This window comes from Corynebacterium sp. Marseille-Q4381, assembly GCF_036881695.1.
Classification (GTDB): domain Bacteria; phylum Actinomycetota; class Actinomycetes; order Mycobacteriales; family Mycobacteriaceae; genus Corynebacterium.
This window is the reverse complement of record NZ_JBAJNR010000002.1, coordinates 84,305-99,700: the sequence shown is the minus strand read 5'-3', so window position 1 is coordinate 99,700 and position 15,396 is coordinate 84,305. Positions and strand designations below refer to the sequence as shown.

The window sequence follows — 15,396 nt, the reverse complement described above, 5'->3', positions numbered from 1 at the left end:
GCGGCCATGGATTACTACTCCGGTGCCGGCCACTACGACCGCGAGACGGTTCGCTTCTTTGACGTCGCCCACGAGGGCGCGCAGCTGCGCGCGGTGGCGGGGGCGCTGCCTCAGATCGAGCGGCTGGGGGGTATCGAGCCGCGCTCGCTGGTGGTCATCGCAACGGACCAGCTCGCGGCGGCGGTTGCGCGGGCGGCGGTCGCGCTGTGCGAGCCGCATAAGCTGCCGGTGTGTGTTGCGGACCAGTTGCCCGCGTACGTCGGCCCGCTCGACGTGGTGCTGATCGTGGGCGAGCGCGCGACGCGGGAGTCCGATTCGCGCGCGCTCATCACCGCCTCAGGCCGCGGGGCTGAGGTGCTCCTCGCAGGTCCCGCTCGGGGGCCCTTGCTTAACGACGCCCCCGCCACCACCACAACCATCCCCGCCCTTCCAACCGCCGCGGGTCCCTCGCCCGCGCGCACGATTGCGGCAGTCACCGCGGTGTACGACGTTATTGCCGGCAGCGGGGCAGATGCGGCTGCCCGCTTGGAGGCCATCGCCGAGCAAGTGGATAGCGATCTCGCCGCCCTCTCCCCAGAGCGCGAGGAATCGGTGAACCCTGCCCGCCAGTTGCGCGCCTTCGCCGCGGACTCGCTGGTGGCGCATTCCGCTGCCGAGGTGGACGGCCTGGTGGGCAGCACGGCTGTAGGCCGTGCGGTGGCCGCCGTCGCCGCGGAACTATGGTCGGCGCGCGGCCTCGTCTCGGGCTTTGTCGCGCCCGAAGAGATGCCGCTCGACCAGTTCCAGGCGGGTGAGTTCCAGCTGGTACCGTTGAAGACCGTTCTGTGGGCGCTGCCGGGCGCTGCCGCCGAGGCGGCGTCGGCCGCGCCCAACACGCGCGCCGAGTCGGTTGAGGACGCAGGCCTCGGCCCGGTAGCCCAGTGCGTGCGGTTGGTTACCCGCGCGTACGCCGTAACCGCCTTCGACCCGCCGGCGGAGGAGATGTGGAGATAAGGAGCAGCCCGATGGAGTATCTCGAGCCCGCGTTGCGCACCTATCCCTGGGGTTCGCGCACCATGCTCGCCGAGCTGCGCGGAACCGAGTCCCCGGCGCCGACCCCCGAGGCGGAGCTGTGGTTCGGCGCCCACCCCGCGGCCCCGTCGACCGTCGGCGGCCGTTCGCTGCACGACGTGATCGAGGAGGACCCCGTGGCCGCGCTCGGTGCGCGGGTGGCGGACGCCTCCGGCGGGGAACTGCCGTTCTTGGTGAAGCTGCTCGCTGCAGGCGAGCCGCTGTCGATCCAGGCGCACCCGTCGAAGGCGCAGGCCGTCGAAGGTTTCGAGCGGGAGAACGAGCAGGGGATCGCGTTGGACGATCCGCGCCGGAACTACAAGGACGCGAACCACAAACCCGAACTCATCGTCGCGCTGACGCCGTTTAGGGCGCTCGCCGGGTTCCGGCCGACGCATCTCACCCGCGAACTGTTCGACGTGCTCGGTCCGCTCGAGCGCTACAGCGCGTTGCTCAGCGGCGACGACCCGCAGGAAAGCCTTCGCGCCGTCTTCACCACGTTGATCTCGCTGCCTGCAGGTCTGCGCGTGGCGCTGCTCGGCGGCGTCGAGGTGTCTGCCCGAGAGCTCATCGCCGGCGGGGCGGCAGACTGGATGTTCGAAGTGGCGGAGACGTTTTTGCAGCTGTCCGAGCGGTACCCGGGCGACGTGGGCGCGCTGGTCGCGCTCATGCTGAACCACGTCACGCTTGCGCCCGGCGAGGCGCTCTTCCTCGGGGCCGGGCAGCCGCACGCGTACTTGCACGGCCTCGGCGTGGAGGTCATGGCGAACTCGGACAACGTGCTGCGCGGCGGGTTGACCTCGAAGCACGTCGACGTGCCGGAACTTGCGCGCGTGCTCGACTTCACGGCGCTGAGCGACCCGCGCGTCGCCGCCGCCGAGGTCGAAAGCGGGTGTGAGTACCAGCTGCCGATCGACGAGTTCCGCGTGAGCCGACACCCCCTCGCCGGGGGAGCAACACTTGCGGTGGACAACGACGGTCCCGCAGTCGTCTTGTGCACGGCGGGTCGTATCCGCCTAGGCGGGCTCGAGATTGCTCCGGGAGCTGCGGTGTGGGTCCCCGCTAGCGCCGAGGCGTGCGTTGTTGAGCTAGCTGGGCAGGAGCCCGCCGAGGTTTTCCTCGTCCGCGTCTGATTCGGCGTCGCTCGGGGCCTCGCTGGCCGGGGTGGCGGCTGGCTCCTCAACCGAGCTGGCCTCAGCGCTTGGTTGCGCTTCTCCGCTTGTCAGCGTCTTTTTGTCTCCGGGTTCCTGCGGCGCGCTCGTCGGTTCTACCGGTGAGGTGGCGGGCGTCGTCGGCGCGTCAGTGCGCGAGGGTTCTGTCGGTTGTGTGGGCTGCGCTGGCTGCGAAGTCTGCGGGCTCTGGGTCTCAGGGACGCTGGTTGAAGGCGGCTGCGACGCCGGTGTCGGCGCGGTAGCGCGCGGTGCGGACGGTTGCTCCGGCGCAGTGGTCACCTGCTGCTCCGCCGGCCGCGCGTTGGTGGGGCGGTAGTGCGTGGTCGGGCCCACCGTAGGCGGCTGCGACGTCACTGCGTGCGGCGGCGCCAGCGGGTCATCCTCCATGCGGTACCGGCCCGGCGCTGGGGCTGCTTGAATGGCAGCCTCGTCCCCCGTCCCGCCGGCGGGTGCGGTGGGGTCGTAGCCGGCGTCCGCGGTGCGTCTGCGCTTGGAGGAGGGCTTCGGCGCCGCGCTTCGTGAGCTCTCTGTCTTGCCCGGGCGCGGCTGGGTCTGCGGGGGTGCCGGCGTGCGCTGCGGCGACGAGACATACGCCGCGCTGCCAACCGCCTCGTCAGCTTCCTGGGTGTAGCCAGCGGTGACGGAGCGCTGCGGCGTTGAAGTGTTCCACACCGCGAGTCCAATGACCACGGCCAGCACGGAGCCCGCGACCATAAACAGGCCAATGCCTCGCTGGTTGTGGCTCATTGCGGCTCCTTGGGCGGAATGACACTATGTTCGCGTTTATAACACGTCCGGCGCGGATCTTAAATTATTGTGGCCGGTAATACAGCCGGAACGCTACGCACAAAGGAGCTGAAACAAGGTGAGCACGTGGGACCAGGAAATCTTCGCTGACGACGCGAACATCGATTTCCTCGATGAGCTGGTGGATCTGGAGCCCGAGGAGATCCTCGAGGCCGTGCACGACGCCGTCCTGCTCGCCGCCGGTGAGGCTCCCAGCGACGAGGAGCTCGCCAACGGCCGCGCCGCGGCGACGATGGCCGCGATCTGGGCGGGAGCGCCGTTCTCCGCCGGCGAAGCCGCTGAAGCGTACCCGTTCATCCGCTCCAACCCGGGCGAGATCAGCGACCAGCTGGCGGAATCGGCCGTTGCGGTGCTCGAGGCGGCCGCAGAGGACACCGATTCGGACACCGACATCGACCAGTTCATCGAAGCGCTGTCCTAGCGCGCCGCCGTGTTGGGCGGTAGCGCTACAGTGGCCTGTGGTTTGTGAAGAAGCAGATTCACTGTTGAGGAGCGCACACTGAACATGGCAACGACGGATTTCAAGATCGCCGACATCAACCTGCACGAGTCGGGCCGCAAGCAGATTGAGCTTGCGGAGTACGAAATGCCGGGGCTCATGGCCCTGCGCGAGGAGTACGCCGCAGAGCAGCCGCTGAAGGGCGCGCGTATCGCGGGCTCGATCCACATGACCACGCAGACGGCAGTGCTGATTGAGACGCTGACTGCGCTTGGGGCGGAGGTGCGCTGGGCGTCGTGCAACATTTTCTCGACTGAAGACCCGGCGGCGGCCGCGGTGGTCGTCGGCAAGCACGGCTCCCCTGAAGACCCCCAGGGTGTGCCGGTCTTCGCCTGGAAGGGCGAGTCCCTGGACGAGTACTGGTGGTGCCTGCGGCAGGTGTTCAACTGGGGTGACGGTGTGTACCCGAACATGATCTTGGACGACGGCGGCGACGCCACCATGGCCGTGATCAAGGGCACCGAGTTCGAAGCTGCGGGTGCTGTGCCGCAGCCGCAGGAGGGCGACTCCGACGAGCAGATCGCCTTCTACAACATGCTGCGCGAGGTGCTCGCCGAGGATGCGACCCGGTGGACCACCACCGGCGCCGAGGTGAAGGGCGTCACCGAAGAGACCACCACCGGTGTGCACCGCCTGTACCACTTCGCCAAGGAGGGCCTGCTGCCGTTCCCGGCGATGAACGTCAACGACGCGGTGACCAAGTCGAAGTTCGACAACCGCTACGGCACCCGCCACAGCGTGATCGACGGCATCAACCGCGCAACGGACGTGCTCATCGGCGGCAAGAAGGTGCTGGTCTGCGGCTACGGCGACGTGGGCAAGGGCGTGGCTGAGGCGCTCAACGGCCAAGGCGCGATCGTGTCGGTCACCGAGGCCGATCCGATCAACGCGCTGCAGGCGCTGATGGACGGCTACGCCGTAGTCACCGTCGAAGATGCGATCGCGGACGCGGACATTGTCATCACCGCGACCGGCAACCTGGGCATCATCACCTTCGAGCACATGATGCGCATGAAGGACCACGCGATTTTGGGCAACATCGGCCACTTCGACAACGAGATCGACATGCACTCGCTGACCCACCGCGACGATGTCACCCGCACCAACATCAAGCCGCAGGTCGACCTGTTCGAGCTGCCCAGCGGCAACGCCATCATCGTTCTGTCCGAGGGCCGCCTGCTGAACCTGGGCAACGCCACCGGCCACCCGTCGTTCGTGATGTCCAACTCGTTCGCCGACCAGACGATCGCGCAGATCGAGCTTTTCACCAACTCCGCGAACTATGAGAACGAGGTGTACCGCCTGCCGAAGGTGCTGGACGAGAAGGTCGCCCGCATCCACGTCGAGGCCCTCGGCGGCACGATCACCGAGCTGACCAAGGAGCAGGCCGAGTACATCGGCGTCGACGTCGCAGGCCCCTACAAGCCCGAGCACTACCGGTACTAGTGCGATGATCATTGCGGTAGAAGGGATCGACGGCGCCGGCAAGCACACGCTTGTCGACGCGCTGTTGAACCACCTCAGCGCCACCTCCATCGCATTCCCGCGCTACGAGGATTCCGCAGCAGCTCAGCTCGCTCAGGCCGCGCTGCGCGGGCAAATGGGCGACATGGCGGAGTCGGCCTACGGCATGGCCGCGGTCTTCGCCCTCGACCGCCACGGGGTGAAAGGCGAGCTCGACCGCTTCACGGGTAACCCGGACGAGACGGTGATCTTAGACCGGTACTGCGCCTCCAACGCGGCCTACACCTGGGCGCGCACCGGCGACGAGACCGCTGTGCGGTGGGTCGAAGAGCTGGAGTTCGAGCGCCTCAGCCTGCCCCGGCCGGATCTCCAAGTGCTGGTGCCCACGAGCCCCGAGGTGGCTGCGGAGCGCGCCGCGCGCCGGGAGGCTGCCGACGATTCGCGCACGCGCGACCGCTACGAGCGCGATTTCGCGCTCCAAGAGGCCACGTACGCCGCCTACGCTGCGCTCGCGGAGCGGTCGTGGGCGAGTCAGTGGCTGGTCACCGCCGATCCGGCGGTTATCATCGATGCCATCAGCGCGAGAGCGACAAAGCGCTAGGCCGTAGCGAGCAGCAGTAAGGAGCCGACATGCCGCCGAAGATTTTGGTCGTGGATGACGACCCCGCCATCAACGAAATGCTCACCATCATCCTCGACGCGGAAGGGTTCCAAACGGAGTCGGTGACCGACGGCGCCGAGGCGGTGCCGGCGTTCCGCTCCTCCAACCCGGATTTGATCCTGCTCGACCTCATGCTGCCGAACATGAACGGCGTGGACGTCTGCCGCGAGATTCGCAAGGAGTCCGCGGTGCCTATTGTGATGCTCACAGCAAAGACGGACACCGTCGACGTGGTCTTGGGCCTGGAGTCTGGGGCGGACGACTACATCACGAAACCGTTCAAGCCGAAGGAACTCGTCGCCCGTATTCGCGCCCGTCTGCGCCGCACCGACGACGAACCGACCGAGGTGCTCAGCATCGGCGACCTCACCATCGACGTGCCTCAGCACATGGTTACCCGCGACGGCCAGGAGATCGCGCTTACCCCGCTGGAGTTCGACCTGCTTTTGGAGATGGCTCGACGCCCGAACCAGGTGCACACCCGCGAAGAGCTGCTGGCGAATGTGTGGGGCTACCACAACGCCACCGACACCCGCCTGGTCAACGTTCACGTGCAGCGCCTGCGCTCCAAGATCGAGCACGACCCGGAAAACCCCGAAATCATCCTGACCGTGCGCGGCGTGGGGTACAAGACGGGAAAGACCGAGGGTGCCTAACGCGAAAGCGCTGGCGGAATCCCGTTCGCTCCGCGGCGCGGGGGAGCGGATGTCCGAAGCGTGGCGCACCTCCCTGCAGCTGCGCTTCGTCGGCACGGTGCTCTTAGTCTCCACTGTGGTGATGCTGGTGCTCGGCTTCACACTTGCCACCGTTGTCTCGCAGCGCATTGCCCAGACGAAGATCGACGCCGCCAGCGCGGAAATCGACCGCGCCCGCGTGTTGGTGGAGGAGCAGATCGAGTCCAGCAGCGCCACCTCGTCCCTGCAGTCCCGGTTAAACTCCGCTCGCGCGAGCCTGACGCAGCGCACCCAGCAGAGCTCGGACGTGGCCAACGTCTACGAGCCCGTCATCATGGTCCAGTCGTCCGTCGGGGTGACCACCACCTCGCCGGAGTCGTACCGGCTGCCGGAGCAGCTCGTGCAGTACGTATCCCAGGGCAACGTGGCCTACCAGTTCGCCGTCGTGGAGCGCGCCGACGGCTCGCAATACAACGCGCTGATCGTGGGTACGCCGACGGACGCCGACGTGCCGAACTTGCAGCTGTACTTAGTTACCAACATGGACAACGAGGCGTCCACGCTCGCGCTCATGCGGGGCCTGCTCGCCTCAGCCGCGCTGATTGTCATCGTGCTCTTGGTCGGCATCGCGTGGCTCGCCTCGCAGCAGATCGTCGCGCCGGTGCGCTCCGCGTCGCGCACCGCCGAGCGCTTCGCCGCAGGCCATCTGCGCGAACGCATGCCTGTGGAGGGCGAAGACGAGATGGCGGTGCTCGCGCTGTCGTTCAACAACATGGCCGACAAGCTGTCCCGCCAGATCAACCAGCTGGAGGAGTACGGCGACCTGCAGCGCCAGTTCACCTCTGACGTGTCGCACGAGCTGCGCACGCCGCTGACCACCGTGCGCATGGCCGCGGACATGATCGCGGCGGACCAGGACAGCTTGGAGCCGGCCCAGCGCCGCGCTTCCGAGCTGATGACCCGCGAGCTCGACCGCTTCGAGGCGCTGCTCACCGACCTGCTCGAGATCTCCCGCCACGACGCCGGTGTGGCTGAGCTGGCGAGCACCGTCATGGACGTGCGCGCCCCGATCGAATCGGCTTGGGCTCAAACCCAGCATCTCGCCGAAGAGCTGGACGTTGCGGTCGAGTTCGACGTCCCTGCAGACGCGATGCAGATCGAGGGCGACCCCCGCCGCATCGAGCGCATCGTGCGCAACCTCATCGCCAACGCCATCGACCACTCGGAGGGCAACCCCGTGCAGGTGGCGCTGGCGCAGAACGACGAGGCAGTGGCCGTTACCGTCACCGACTGCGGCGTGGGCCTGAAACCTGGGCAGGAAGAGCTGGTGTTCAACCGCTTCTGGCGCGCGGACAAGTCGCGCAAGCGCCACTCGGGCGGCACCGGTTTGGGTCTTGCCATTGCCCGGGAAGACGCGCAGCTGCACCGCGGCTTGCTCGACGCGGCGGGCGTGCCGGGGGTGGGCTCCCAGTTCCGCCTGGTGCTGCCGAGGCATCCCGAGGAAGGTTTCGCCCGCGCGCCGGTCGAGCTGCAGGCACCGGGCGAACCGGACGGGGTGGCAGAGGCGCGCGCTGCGATGGAGGGCGCCGACGAGAACACTGTGGAGGTGGATTGCGATGCGAACGGTTCTCGCACGCAGGAGTAGGCGAGCGCAGCTCACAGCTGTGGTGGCGGTGACGGCGCTTTTGAGCAGCTGCGCGAGCTTGCCGTCCACCTCGAACCCGCACGTGCTGCGCACGTACAACTCCGAGGCGCCCGCCGCGCCGGTGATCGCCCCCGAGGCCGGCCGCGAGCCCGACTTGCTGCTGCGCGACTTCTACGCAGCCTCCGCGATCCCCTCGTCGGATTACGAGGCGGCGCGTGCGTTCATGACGCAGCAGGCCGCGCGCACGTGGGACCCGAACGTGGAGACCCTCATCGTCGACCGCATCGGTGTGACCACAATCGCCGGCGGCACAGGCGGGCGCCGCAGCTTCTCTGCCCACGGCAACGTCGTCGGCGTCCTCGGCGCGGGGGGCGCGTTCCGCCCCGAGCGCGGCTCCTACGAGGCCACGATCGACATGGAGCAGGTCGGCGGTGAGTGGCGCATCTCCTCCCTGCCGCCGGGTGTTGTCCTCGAGCGCACCGAGCTGCGCAACCAGTACCAGCCGCTCAACCTCTATTTCTTCGACAACCGCGGCCAAGAGTTGGTGACCGACCGCCGCTGGGTCTACTCCCGGCGCGAGACGCTGCCGAGCGCGCTCATCGCGCTGCTGATGGAGGGGCCGTCGCAACGCCTCCAGCCCGCGCTCAGCTCGATCCTGCCCGCCGGAGCGGCGTACCTCGGGGTAGAGGACGGCGCCTACAGCTTCTCCGGTTTCGGCGGGGTCAGCGAGGAAGACCGCGGGCGCTTCGCGTCGCAGGTGGTGTGGACGCTGGCGTCGGCAGGCATCAACGGCCCGTTTCGGCTGCTTGCCGACGGTGCGCCCCTGCTCACCTCCGCCGACACCCTGACCACGGACGACTTCGCCGACCTAAGCCCGGTGGTTCAATCCGCCGGCGCGTCAACGCTCTACTCGCTCACCGACGGGAGCATTTCGCTTATCGACGCCGCCTCGCCCACCCCCTTAAACTCCGAACTGTCCTCCGGCAACGTCGCCAGCGCCGAAATCACCGCGAGCGGCGGCTGGGTCGCCGTCTTCACCGACGGCCAGGGCACTTCCCGCTTGCGCGCCGGGTCGCTGGACTCCGGCGGGAAGGAGTCGTTCGAGCTGCTCGAGGCGGGCACCTTCACGCGGCCGTCGTTAGAAGGCAAGGCCTCCGCCGTCTGGACGGTTGCCGACGGCACCCGCATCCTTCGCTCCGTGCGCTCCGCCGCCAGCGGCGAGGTGACAAGCGAGGAGATTGTCGCCGAGCTGCCAGAGGGAGTCAGCGGCAACATCTCGGTGCTGCGGCTGTCGCGCTCCGGCGCGCGGGTGGTGATGGTCATCGACGGCCACCTCTACACCGGAATCGTGGCCCGCCGGGCGCCCGGCGACCGCGCCATCATCAACGTGATGGAGTACGCGCCCGACCTCGGCGGCTCTGTCGTCGCCGCCGATTGGCAGCCCGACGGTTCCCTGATCGTGGGCACCTCGAGCTCCGTCTCGCCGGTGCTGCGCGTAGAACAGGACGGCTCCTCCGCCGCGCCCCTGTCGGTGGGCAACATCTCGGCTCCGGTGGTGGCCGTCGCCGCGTCGCCGAACATGCTCTACGTCACCGACGCCAACGCGATCCTGCAGCTGCCCAACACCGGCGCCGACAACCCACTGTGGCGCGAAGTGCCTGGTTTGCAGGGAGTTCGCGCGCTCCCCATCGTCGCGCGCTGATCTGTGGCAAGCTAGTGCAGTTGTGGGGATCTTGGGGGACGTCGCCGAACTGTTGCTGCCTCGTCACTGCGCCGGCTGCGGCGAGCCGGGGCAGCTGCTTTGTAGCGACTGCCGCGTCCAACTCGCTCACCCTCCTGCGCGGGTGTTCCCGCCCACCTCGCCCCACGTCCCAGTCTTCGCGCTCGGTTCCTACGCAGACGCTCACCGCTCGGTGGTGCTCGCCATGAAAGAGCGCGAGAACCTCGCCGTGCGCCGCCACGTCGGTGCCGTCCTGGACGCTGCGCTGGACTACCTCGAGGCGCGCGGCGACATTCCCGACAGCTGCGCGCTCGTGCCCGCACCCACGCGGCCGTCTTCCGCGAGGGCGCGCGGTGGCGACCCCGTCGAGGCGTGCTGCCGGTCCACCCGTCGATCGGTTGTCCCAGTGCTCAGCCTCCGCGAGCGCACGGCGGACCAGTCGGAGCTCGACGCAGCGCAGCGGCGAGCCAACCTCGCCAACGCCGTGCGCATCTCCGCAGTGCCGGCCCAACCGGTCATTGTGGTCGATGATGTGGTGACGACGGGGGCGACGTTGCAGGCGAGCGTCGAAAAGTTGCTAGCCCACGGCGCCGATGTGAAAGCCTGCGTCGCATTATGTGCGGCATAACATGAAAACCACATTAACTCCGCATGACCAGCTGTATAATCAGAGGTGAACCCGGTTCCTACTACCTTCCGAGGAGGCAGAACATGACTTCTGCAGAGTATGACCAAAACGTTGGCTTGAGCCCCGCCGCCCAAGTCACCATCACCGGCCGAAACGTCGAAGTTCCGGAGCACTTCCAGGAGCGGGTCAACGGCAAGCTGGCGAAGATTGAGAAGCTCGACCCCTCGCTGACCTCCTTTCACGTGGAGCTGAAGCACGAGCCGAACCCGCGCCGCGAAGCGCAGGCCAACCGCATCCAGATCACCGCCTCGGGCAAGGGCCACCTCGCCCGCGCCGAGGCGAAGGAAGACAGCTTCTACGCCGCACTTGAATCCGCGGTGGGCAAGCTGGAGCGCTCCCTGCGCAAGGTGAAGGTGCGCCGCGAGATTTCCCGCTCGGGCCACCGCGCGCCCAAGTCCACCGGTGTCGTCGCCGCTGAGCTCGCTGCCGAGGCCGCCGACGTCCGCGAGGCGCAGCCGGGCAAGTACGACGTTGACCCGTACGCAGATCAGTTCGCCGACTTCGAGCCGGGCCAGATCGTGCGCAGCAAGCTGCACCCGAACACTCCGATGAGCGTCGACGACGCGCTGTCTGAGATGGAGCTGGTCGGCCACGATTTCTTCCTCTTCATCGATGAAGAAACGCAGCGCCCGTCGGTGGTCTACCGCCGCCACGCCTACGACTACGGCCTGATCGCGCTCGCCTCTGAGTCCGAGATCGCCGAAAACGGGGGCGAGGAGCAGTAACGTCTGCTTACGCCTGACTCTTCTCATCCACCCGCATCCTGGACCTCAGGGTGTGGGTTGTTTTATGCCCGGCATAATTTATGCGCGGCATAGTCGGCTACTCGAACGACAGGTCGGACCTGAACTCGTACTCACGCATGGGACCTTCGTAGTCGGCGGCGCGCTCCGGAAGTCCCCGATTGCGCGAGATGAAGCGGCTGCCGTCCTTGAACCTGAACTCTAAGTCGGGCCCTTCTTGCGTAATGTGTGCCAGTCCGTGGCTGACCTTGGAGTGGCAGGTTGAGCACAGGGGGATGAGGTTTCCGATATCGGTCCGACCCCCTTCGGACCACTCCTTAATATGGTGAATCTCGATGAAGCGGGTATGCGTGCAACCGGGCATAGCGCATTGGTGGCCCCATACATCGAGCAGCGCGCCGATCTGTGCGTCGCTGGCGAAGCGCCGTTCGCGCCCGTACGACAACGTCAACCCCGCGGGGTCCGTTATGTGCATGCGGTACATGGCGTTGGCGACGTAATCGCGCACCACCGACGACGGCACTTGTGGGTTCTGGGGCATCCACGCCTTGCCGTCCTCGGTCAGCATGATCGCCACGTTGGCGCCGGGAGCGCGGACCGGGGTGACCGGGTTTGCACGGACCATCTGGATCATGTTTACGAACGCGTTGTACAGGTCAACGTTGGCCACTGCACCGAAGCGGGTGGGGACGCGTAAGAGCTTCTCCATGGTGATCTTGGTATCTGGTCGCGGCGCGGCGACCTGCTCTCCGGGGCAGGCCTCTTCAATATCAGGACGCGGGACCGCGCATTCGTCCTCGGCGGTTGCCTGAGGGTCGCACGCGTCGACCAGCGCGTCGCCGAACATTTCGCGCAGTTCTTGCTCCATGACGGCCTTTACGTCTTCGTTGAGTAATCCCTCGATGTCCTCGCCTTCGAGGTCGTAGTTGGCCAGCTGGGCAATCTTGAGCGCCGATTTCAATATTTCGCCCATCATCGGTGTGAGAAGGAAGTCGCCAGCCCACATGCCATCCGACCGAGTGTCCAAGTTGAAATACGGCTCGTCCGGGTCCCTGTCGTCATCCTTCGGTGCCCCGGCGAGCGCTTGCCGCAGTTCCGCGTGGCACAGGGTGCGACCTAACTCCACCAGATCCGATTCGTTGGCTGCAGTCATGTACTGCAGCAGGAACCTGACGGTGGTGTAATCCAGCTCCGCTTTGCGGAATGCAGCGGCAAGCAGGGGAAAGTCCCGCAACTTTCGGCCGACGCGGACGTACTCGTAGGCAGTTGAGACGGGGTAGCGCAGCTCCCGTTGCAGCCAGTCAACGGTGCTGGACGCTCCGAGCGCCTCCGACAACTCGTGCTCGTCGAAATGGGCAATCAGTTCTAACAACTCGGCCTTAGCGACGTTGGTAAGGCGGTGCTGTTCGCGTATCTCACCCGCGATCGTCTTGGCATCGGTGCTGCGGCGGGGAGGGAGAAGCGTTGTGGTCATGGCGGTTTCCTTGCTCTGGCTGGGGAATTGTGGAGGTGAAACATCGGTGCGAACACTATACAAACCGCCTCGAACATACGATCGCACGTTATAGAACAAGCGTTCGAAAATTATGCCGCGCATAATCGGACGACCTCATTCACCTGCGCCCACCGGTCGCCCAATAAGGAAGTTCCCAGCCGGCTGCATCCTGGTTGCAAGGTAGCGGTGGGTACACTGGTTCGTTGGTATACCTGCAGAAACCTACAAAAGGATTTCTTTAACGTGTTTCAAGGACTAACGAAGCTGCTTCGCGCCGGCGAGGGACGCACCGTGAAGCGTCTGGCCAAGATCGCCGACCAGGTGATGGCGCTTGATGATCAGTATGCGGCGTTGACCGATGCGGAACTGAAGGCGAAGACTGACGAGTTCAAGGCGCAGCTTGCCGACGGGGCGTCGCTCGACGACATCCTCATCGACGCGTTTGCCACCGCCAGGGAGGCGTCGTGGCGCGTGCTCGGCCAGAAGCACTACAAGGTGCAGATCATGGGCGGCGCCGCGCTGCACTTCGGCTCGGTCGCCGAGATGAAGACCGGTGAGGGCAAGACCCTGACCTCGGTACTGCCGGCGTACTTGAACGCGCTTGAGGGCAAGGGCGTCCACATCGTCACGGTGAACGACTACCTGGCCAAGCGCGACGCGGAGATGATGGGCCGCGTCCACCACTTCCTTGGTCTCGAGGTTGGCGTCATCCTCTCCGAGATGCGCCCGCCGGAGCGCAAGGCCGCCTACGACGCGGACATTACCTACGGCACCAACAACGAGCTCGGGTTCGATTACTTGCGCGACAACATGACGCGCTCGCCCGCCGAGATGGTCCAGCGCGGCCACAACTTCGCCATCGTGGACGAGGTTGACTCGATTCTTATCGACGAAGCCCGAACCCCGCTCATCATCTCCGGCCCGGCTGACGGCTCGAGCCAGTTTTACACCGTGTTCGCGCAGCTGGCGCCGCGCATGCGCGAGGGCATCCACTACGAAGTGGACCAGCGCAAGCGCACGATCGGCGTGAGCGAGGAGGGCGTCGAGTTTGTCGAGGACCAGCTCGGCATCACCAACCTCTACGCGCCGGAGCACTCCCAGCTGGTGAGTTACCTCAACAACGCCATCAAGGCGAAGGAGCTCTTCGAGCGCGACAAGGACTACATCATCCGCCAGGGCGAGGTCCTGATCGTGGACTCGTTCACCGGCCGCGTGCTGGCAGGTCGCCGCTACAACGAGGGCATGCACCAGGCGATCGAGGCGAAGGAAAACGTCGAGATCAAGAACGAGAACCAGACGCTGGCGACCGTCACGCTGCAGAACTACTTCCGCCTCTACACCAAGCTCGCCGGTATGACCGGTACCGCGGAAACTGAGGCTGCGGAGCTGCACCAGATTTACAAGCTCGACGTGGTGGCGATCCCGCCAAACAAGCCGAACCAGCGCGTGGACCGCGACGACCTGATCTACAAGACCCAGGAGGCGAAGTTTTCCGCGGTCGCAGACGACATTGCGGAGCACGTCGAGAACGGCCAGCCCGTGCTCGTCGGCACCACCTCGGTTGAGCGCTCTGAGTACTTGTCCCAGCTGCTCACCCGCAAGGGCATCCAGCACAACGTGCTCAACGCGAAGCACCACGAGGAAGAGGGCCGCATCATCGCCGAGGCGGGTCTTCCGGGCAAGGTGACCGTGTCCACCAACATGGCCGGCCGCGGCACCGACATCGTGCTCGGCGGCAACCCCGAGGTGTTGCTCGACGCGAAGCTGCAGGAACAGGGTCTTGACCCGTTCGAGGACGAGGAACGCTACCAGGCGGCGTGGGACGAGCAGCTCCCGGCGGCGAAGGAACGTTCCAAGCAGCTCGGCGACCAGGTGCGCGAGTCCGGTGGCCTGTACGTGATTGGTACTGAGCGCCACGAGTCCCGCCGCATCGACAACCAGCTGCGCGGCCGCGCGGGCCGTCAGGGCGATCCGGGCGAGACTCGCTTCTACCTGTCGATGCGCGACGAGCTGATGGTCCGCTTCATGGGCACTTCCATGGAGAACATGATGAACCGCCTCAACGTGCCGGACGACGTCCCGATCGAGGCGAAGATGGTCTCGAACGCAATCAAGTCGGCCCAGTCGCGCGTGGAGAACCAGAACTTCGAAATGCGCAAGAACGTGCTGAAGTACGACGAGGTGCTCAACGAGCAGCGCAAGGTGGTCTACCGCGAGCGTCAGGAGATCCTCGATTCCAAGGACATCGCGGGCCAGGTGCGCCGCATGATCGACGAGACTGTCGGCGCTTACGTCGACGGCGCGACGCGCGAAGGCTACGTCGAGGACTGGGATTTGGACGAGCTGTGGAACGCGCTGGATGCTCTCTACGGCCCGTCGGTAAGCGCACAGCAGCTTATCGACGGCAACGAGTACGGCCGGCCAGGCGAGCTCACCCCAGCCCAGCTGCGCCAGGCGCTTGTCGACGATGCCCAGGCCCAGTACGACCAGCTCGAGGAGAACGTCGCGTCGATTGGCGGCGAAGAGCAGATGCGCAACATTGAGCGCATGGTCATCCTGCCGGTGATCGACACCAAGTGGCGCGAGCACCTCTACGAGATGGACTACCTCAAAGAGGGCATCGGCCTGCGCGCGATGGCGCAGCGCGACCCGCTGGTGGAGTACCAGAAGGAAGGCGGCGACATGTTCAACGCGATGAACGAGGCCGTCCAGGAGGAGACCGTGCGCCAGCTGTTTATGATGCGCAAGCAGTTCGAGCAGCCGGCTGAGTAGGGCGAA

General features: G+C 66.3%; 13 protein-coding genes. 11 read left to right on the top strand and 2 right to left on the bottom strand.

Going from position 1 to position 15,396, the window contains the following annotated elements:
- Positions 1-6 precede the first annotated feature (6 nt).
- The gene (locus V6D40_RS02255) at positions 7-993 is read left to right on the top strand and encodes a hypothetical protein (RefSeq protein WP_334288739.1); all 987 of its coding nucleotides are present in this window, start codon (positions 7-9) and stop codon (positions 991-993) included.
- A gap of 11 nt (positions 994-1,004) precedes the next feature.
- The gene (gene manA, locus V6D40_RS02250) at positions 1,005-2,183 is read left to right on the top strand and encodes a mannose-6-phosphate isomerase, class I (protein ID WP_334288738.1); all 1,179 of its coding nucleotides are present in this window, start codon (positions 1,005-1,007) and stop codon (positions 2,181-2,183) included.
- Here manA and V6D40_RS02245 read toward each other — a convergent pair.
- Positions 2,139-2,969 carry a hypothetical protein gene (locus V6D40_RS02245; protein WP_334288737.1) on the bottom strand — a complete coding sequence of 277 codons (831 nt, stop codon included), beginning with the start codon at positions 2,967-2,969 and terminating at the stop codon, positions 2,139-2,141. The genes manA and V6D40_RS02245 overlap by 45 nt on opposite strands.
- A gap of 118 nt (positions 2,970-3,087) precedes the next feature.
- Here V6D40_RS02245 and V6D40_RS02240 point away from each other — a divergent pair, with 118 nt between their 5' ends.
- The 8 genes from V6D40_RS02240 (at position 3,088) to hpf (ending at position 11,105) form a co-directional block, all read left to right on the top strand.
- The gene (locus V6D40_RS02240; protein ID WP_334288736.1) at positions 3,088-3,450 is read left to right on the top strand and encodes a DUF4259 domain-containing protein; all 363 of its coding nucleotides are present in this window, start codon (positions 3,088-3,090) and stop codon (positions 3,448-3,450) included.
- An 84-nt stretch (positions 3,451-3,534) separates the two neighbouring features.
- Positions 3,535-4,974, top strand: coding sequence for an adenosylhomocysteinase (gene ahcY, locus V6D40_RS02235; protein ID WP_334288735.1), 1,440 nt, complete (start codon positions 3,535-3,537; stop codon positions 4,972-4,974).
- A gap of 4 nt (positions 4,975-4,978) precedes the next feature.
- The gene (locus tag V6D40_RS02230; RefSeq protein WP_334288734.1) at positions 4,979-5,593 is read left to right on the top strand and encodes a dTMP kinase; all 615 of its coding nucleotides are present in this window, start codon (positions 4,979-4,981) and stop codon (positions 5,591-5,593) included.
- A gap of 29 nt (positions 5,594-5,622) precedes the next feature.
- On the top strand, positions 5,623-6,309 hold the full coding sequence (gene mtrA / locus V6D40_RS02225) for an MtrAB system response regulator MtrA (RefSeq protein ID WP_334288733.1): 687 nt from the start codon (positions 5,623-5,625) through the stop codon (positions 6,307-6,309).
- Between the two features lie 49 nt (positions 6,310-6,358).
- Positions 6,359-7,972: an MtrAB system histidine kinase MtrB gene (gene mtrB, locus V6D40_RS02220; protein ID WP_334288909.1), complete on the top strand. Its 1,614-nt coding sequence runs from the start codon at positions 6,359-6,361 to the stop codon at positions 7,970-7,972.
- On the top strand, positions 7,944-9,674 hold the full coding sequence (locus tag V6D40_RS02215; RefSeq protein WP_334288732.1) for an LpqB family beta-propeller domain-containing protein: 1,731 nt from the start codon (positions 7,944-7,946) through the stop codon (positions 9,672-9,674). The genes mtrB and V6D40_RS02215 overlap by 29 nt, the downstream gene beginning before the upstream one ends.
- A 22-nt stretch (positions 9,675-9,696) precedes the next feature.
- Positions 9,697-10,320 (top strand): ComF family protein, encoded by a 624-nt coding sequence (locus V6D40_RS02210; protein ID WP_334288731.1) that lies wholly within the window; start codon positions 9,697-9,699, stop codon positions 10,318-10,320.
- 83 nt (positions 10,321-10,403) lie between these two features.
- Positions 10,404-11,105 carry a ribosome hibernation-promoting factor, HPF/YfiA family gene (hpf, locus tag V6D40_RS02205; protein WP_334288730.1) on the top strand — a complete coding sequence of 234 codons (702 nt, stop codon included), beginning with the start codon at positions 10,404-10,406 and terminating at the stop codon, positions 11,103-11,105.
- A 97-nt stretch (positions 11,106-11,202) separates the two neighbouring features.
- Here the strand turns inward: hpf and V6D40_RS02200 are convergent, their stop codons facing one another.
- Complete coding sequence (locus V6D40_RS02200) at positions 11,203-12,597, bottom strand: HNH endonuclease signature motif containing protein (protein ID WP_334288729.1); 1,395 nt, start codon at positions 12,595-12,597, stop codon at positions 11,203-11,205.
- Between the two features lie 264 nt (positions 12,598-12,861).
- Here V6D40_RS02200 and secA point away from each other — a divergent pair, with 264 nt between their 5' ends.
- Positions 12,862-15,390 carry a preprotein translocase subunit SecA gene (secA, locus tag V6D40_RS02195; protein WP_334288728.1) on the top strand — a complete coding sequence of 843 codons (2,529 nt, stop codon included), beginning with the start codon at positions 12,862-12,864 and terminating at the stop codon, positions 15,388-15,390.
- Positions 15,391-15,396 lie beyond the last annotated feature (6 nt).

What these genes read in the sequence shown, in the direction of transcription:
- V6D40_RS02255 (WP_334288739.1), top strand. Translation starts at nt 7, where the DNA reads ATGGATTACTACTCCGGTGCCGGCCACTACGACCGCGAGACGGTTCGC.
- manA (WP_334288738.1), top strand. Translation starts at nt 1,005, where the DNA reads ATGGAGTATCTCGAGCCCGCGTTGCGCACCTATCCCTGGGGTTCGCGC.
- V6D40_RS02245 (WP_334288737.1), bottom strand. Translation starts at nt 2,969, where the DNA reads ATGAGCCACAACCAGCGAGGCATTGGCCTGTTTATGGTCGCGGGCTCC.
- ahcY (WP_334288735.1), top strand. Translation starts at nt 3,535, where the DNA reads ATGGCAACGACGGATTTCAAGATCGCCGACATCAACCTGCACGAGTCG.
- V6D40_RS02230 (WP_334288734.1), top strand. Translation starts at nt 4,979, where the DNA reads ATGATCATTGCGGTAGAAGGGATCGACGGCGCCGGCAAGCACACGCTT.
- mtrA (WP_334288733.1), top strand. Translation starts at nt 5,623, where the DNA reads ATGCCGCCGAAGATTTTGGTCGTGGATGACGACCCCGCCATCAACGAA.
- mtrB (WP_334288909.1), top strand. Translation starts at nt 6,359, where the DNA reads ATGTCCGAAGCGTGGCGCACCTCCCTGCAGCTGCGCTTCGTCGGCACG.
- V6D40_RS02215 (WP_334288732.1), top strand. Translation starts at nt 7,944, where the DNA reads ATGCGAACGGTTCTCGCACGCAGGAGTAGGCGAGCGCAGCTCACAGCT.
- hpf (WP_334288730.1), top strand. Translation starts at nt 10,404, where the DNA reads ATGACTTCTGCAGAGTATGACCAAAACGTTGGCTTGAGCCCCGCCGCC.
- V6D40_RS02200 (WP_334288729.1), bottom strand. Translation starts at nt 12,597, where the DNA reads ATGACCACAACGCTTCTCCCTCCCCGCCGCAGCACCGATGCCAAGACG.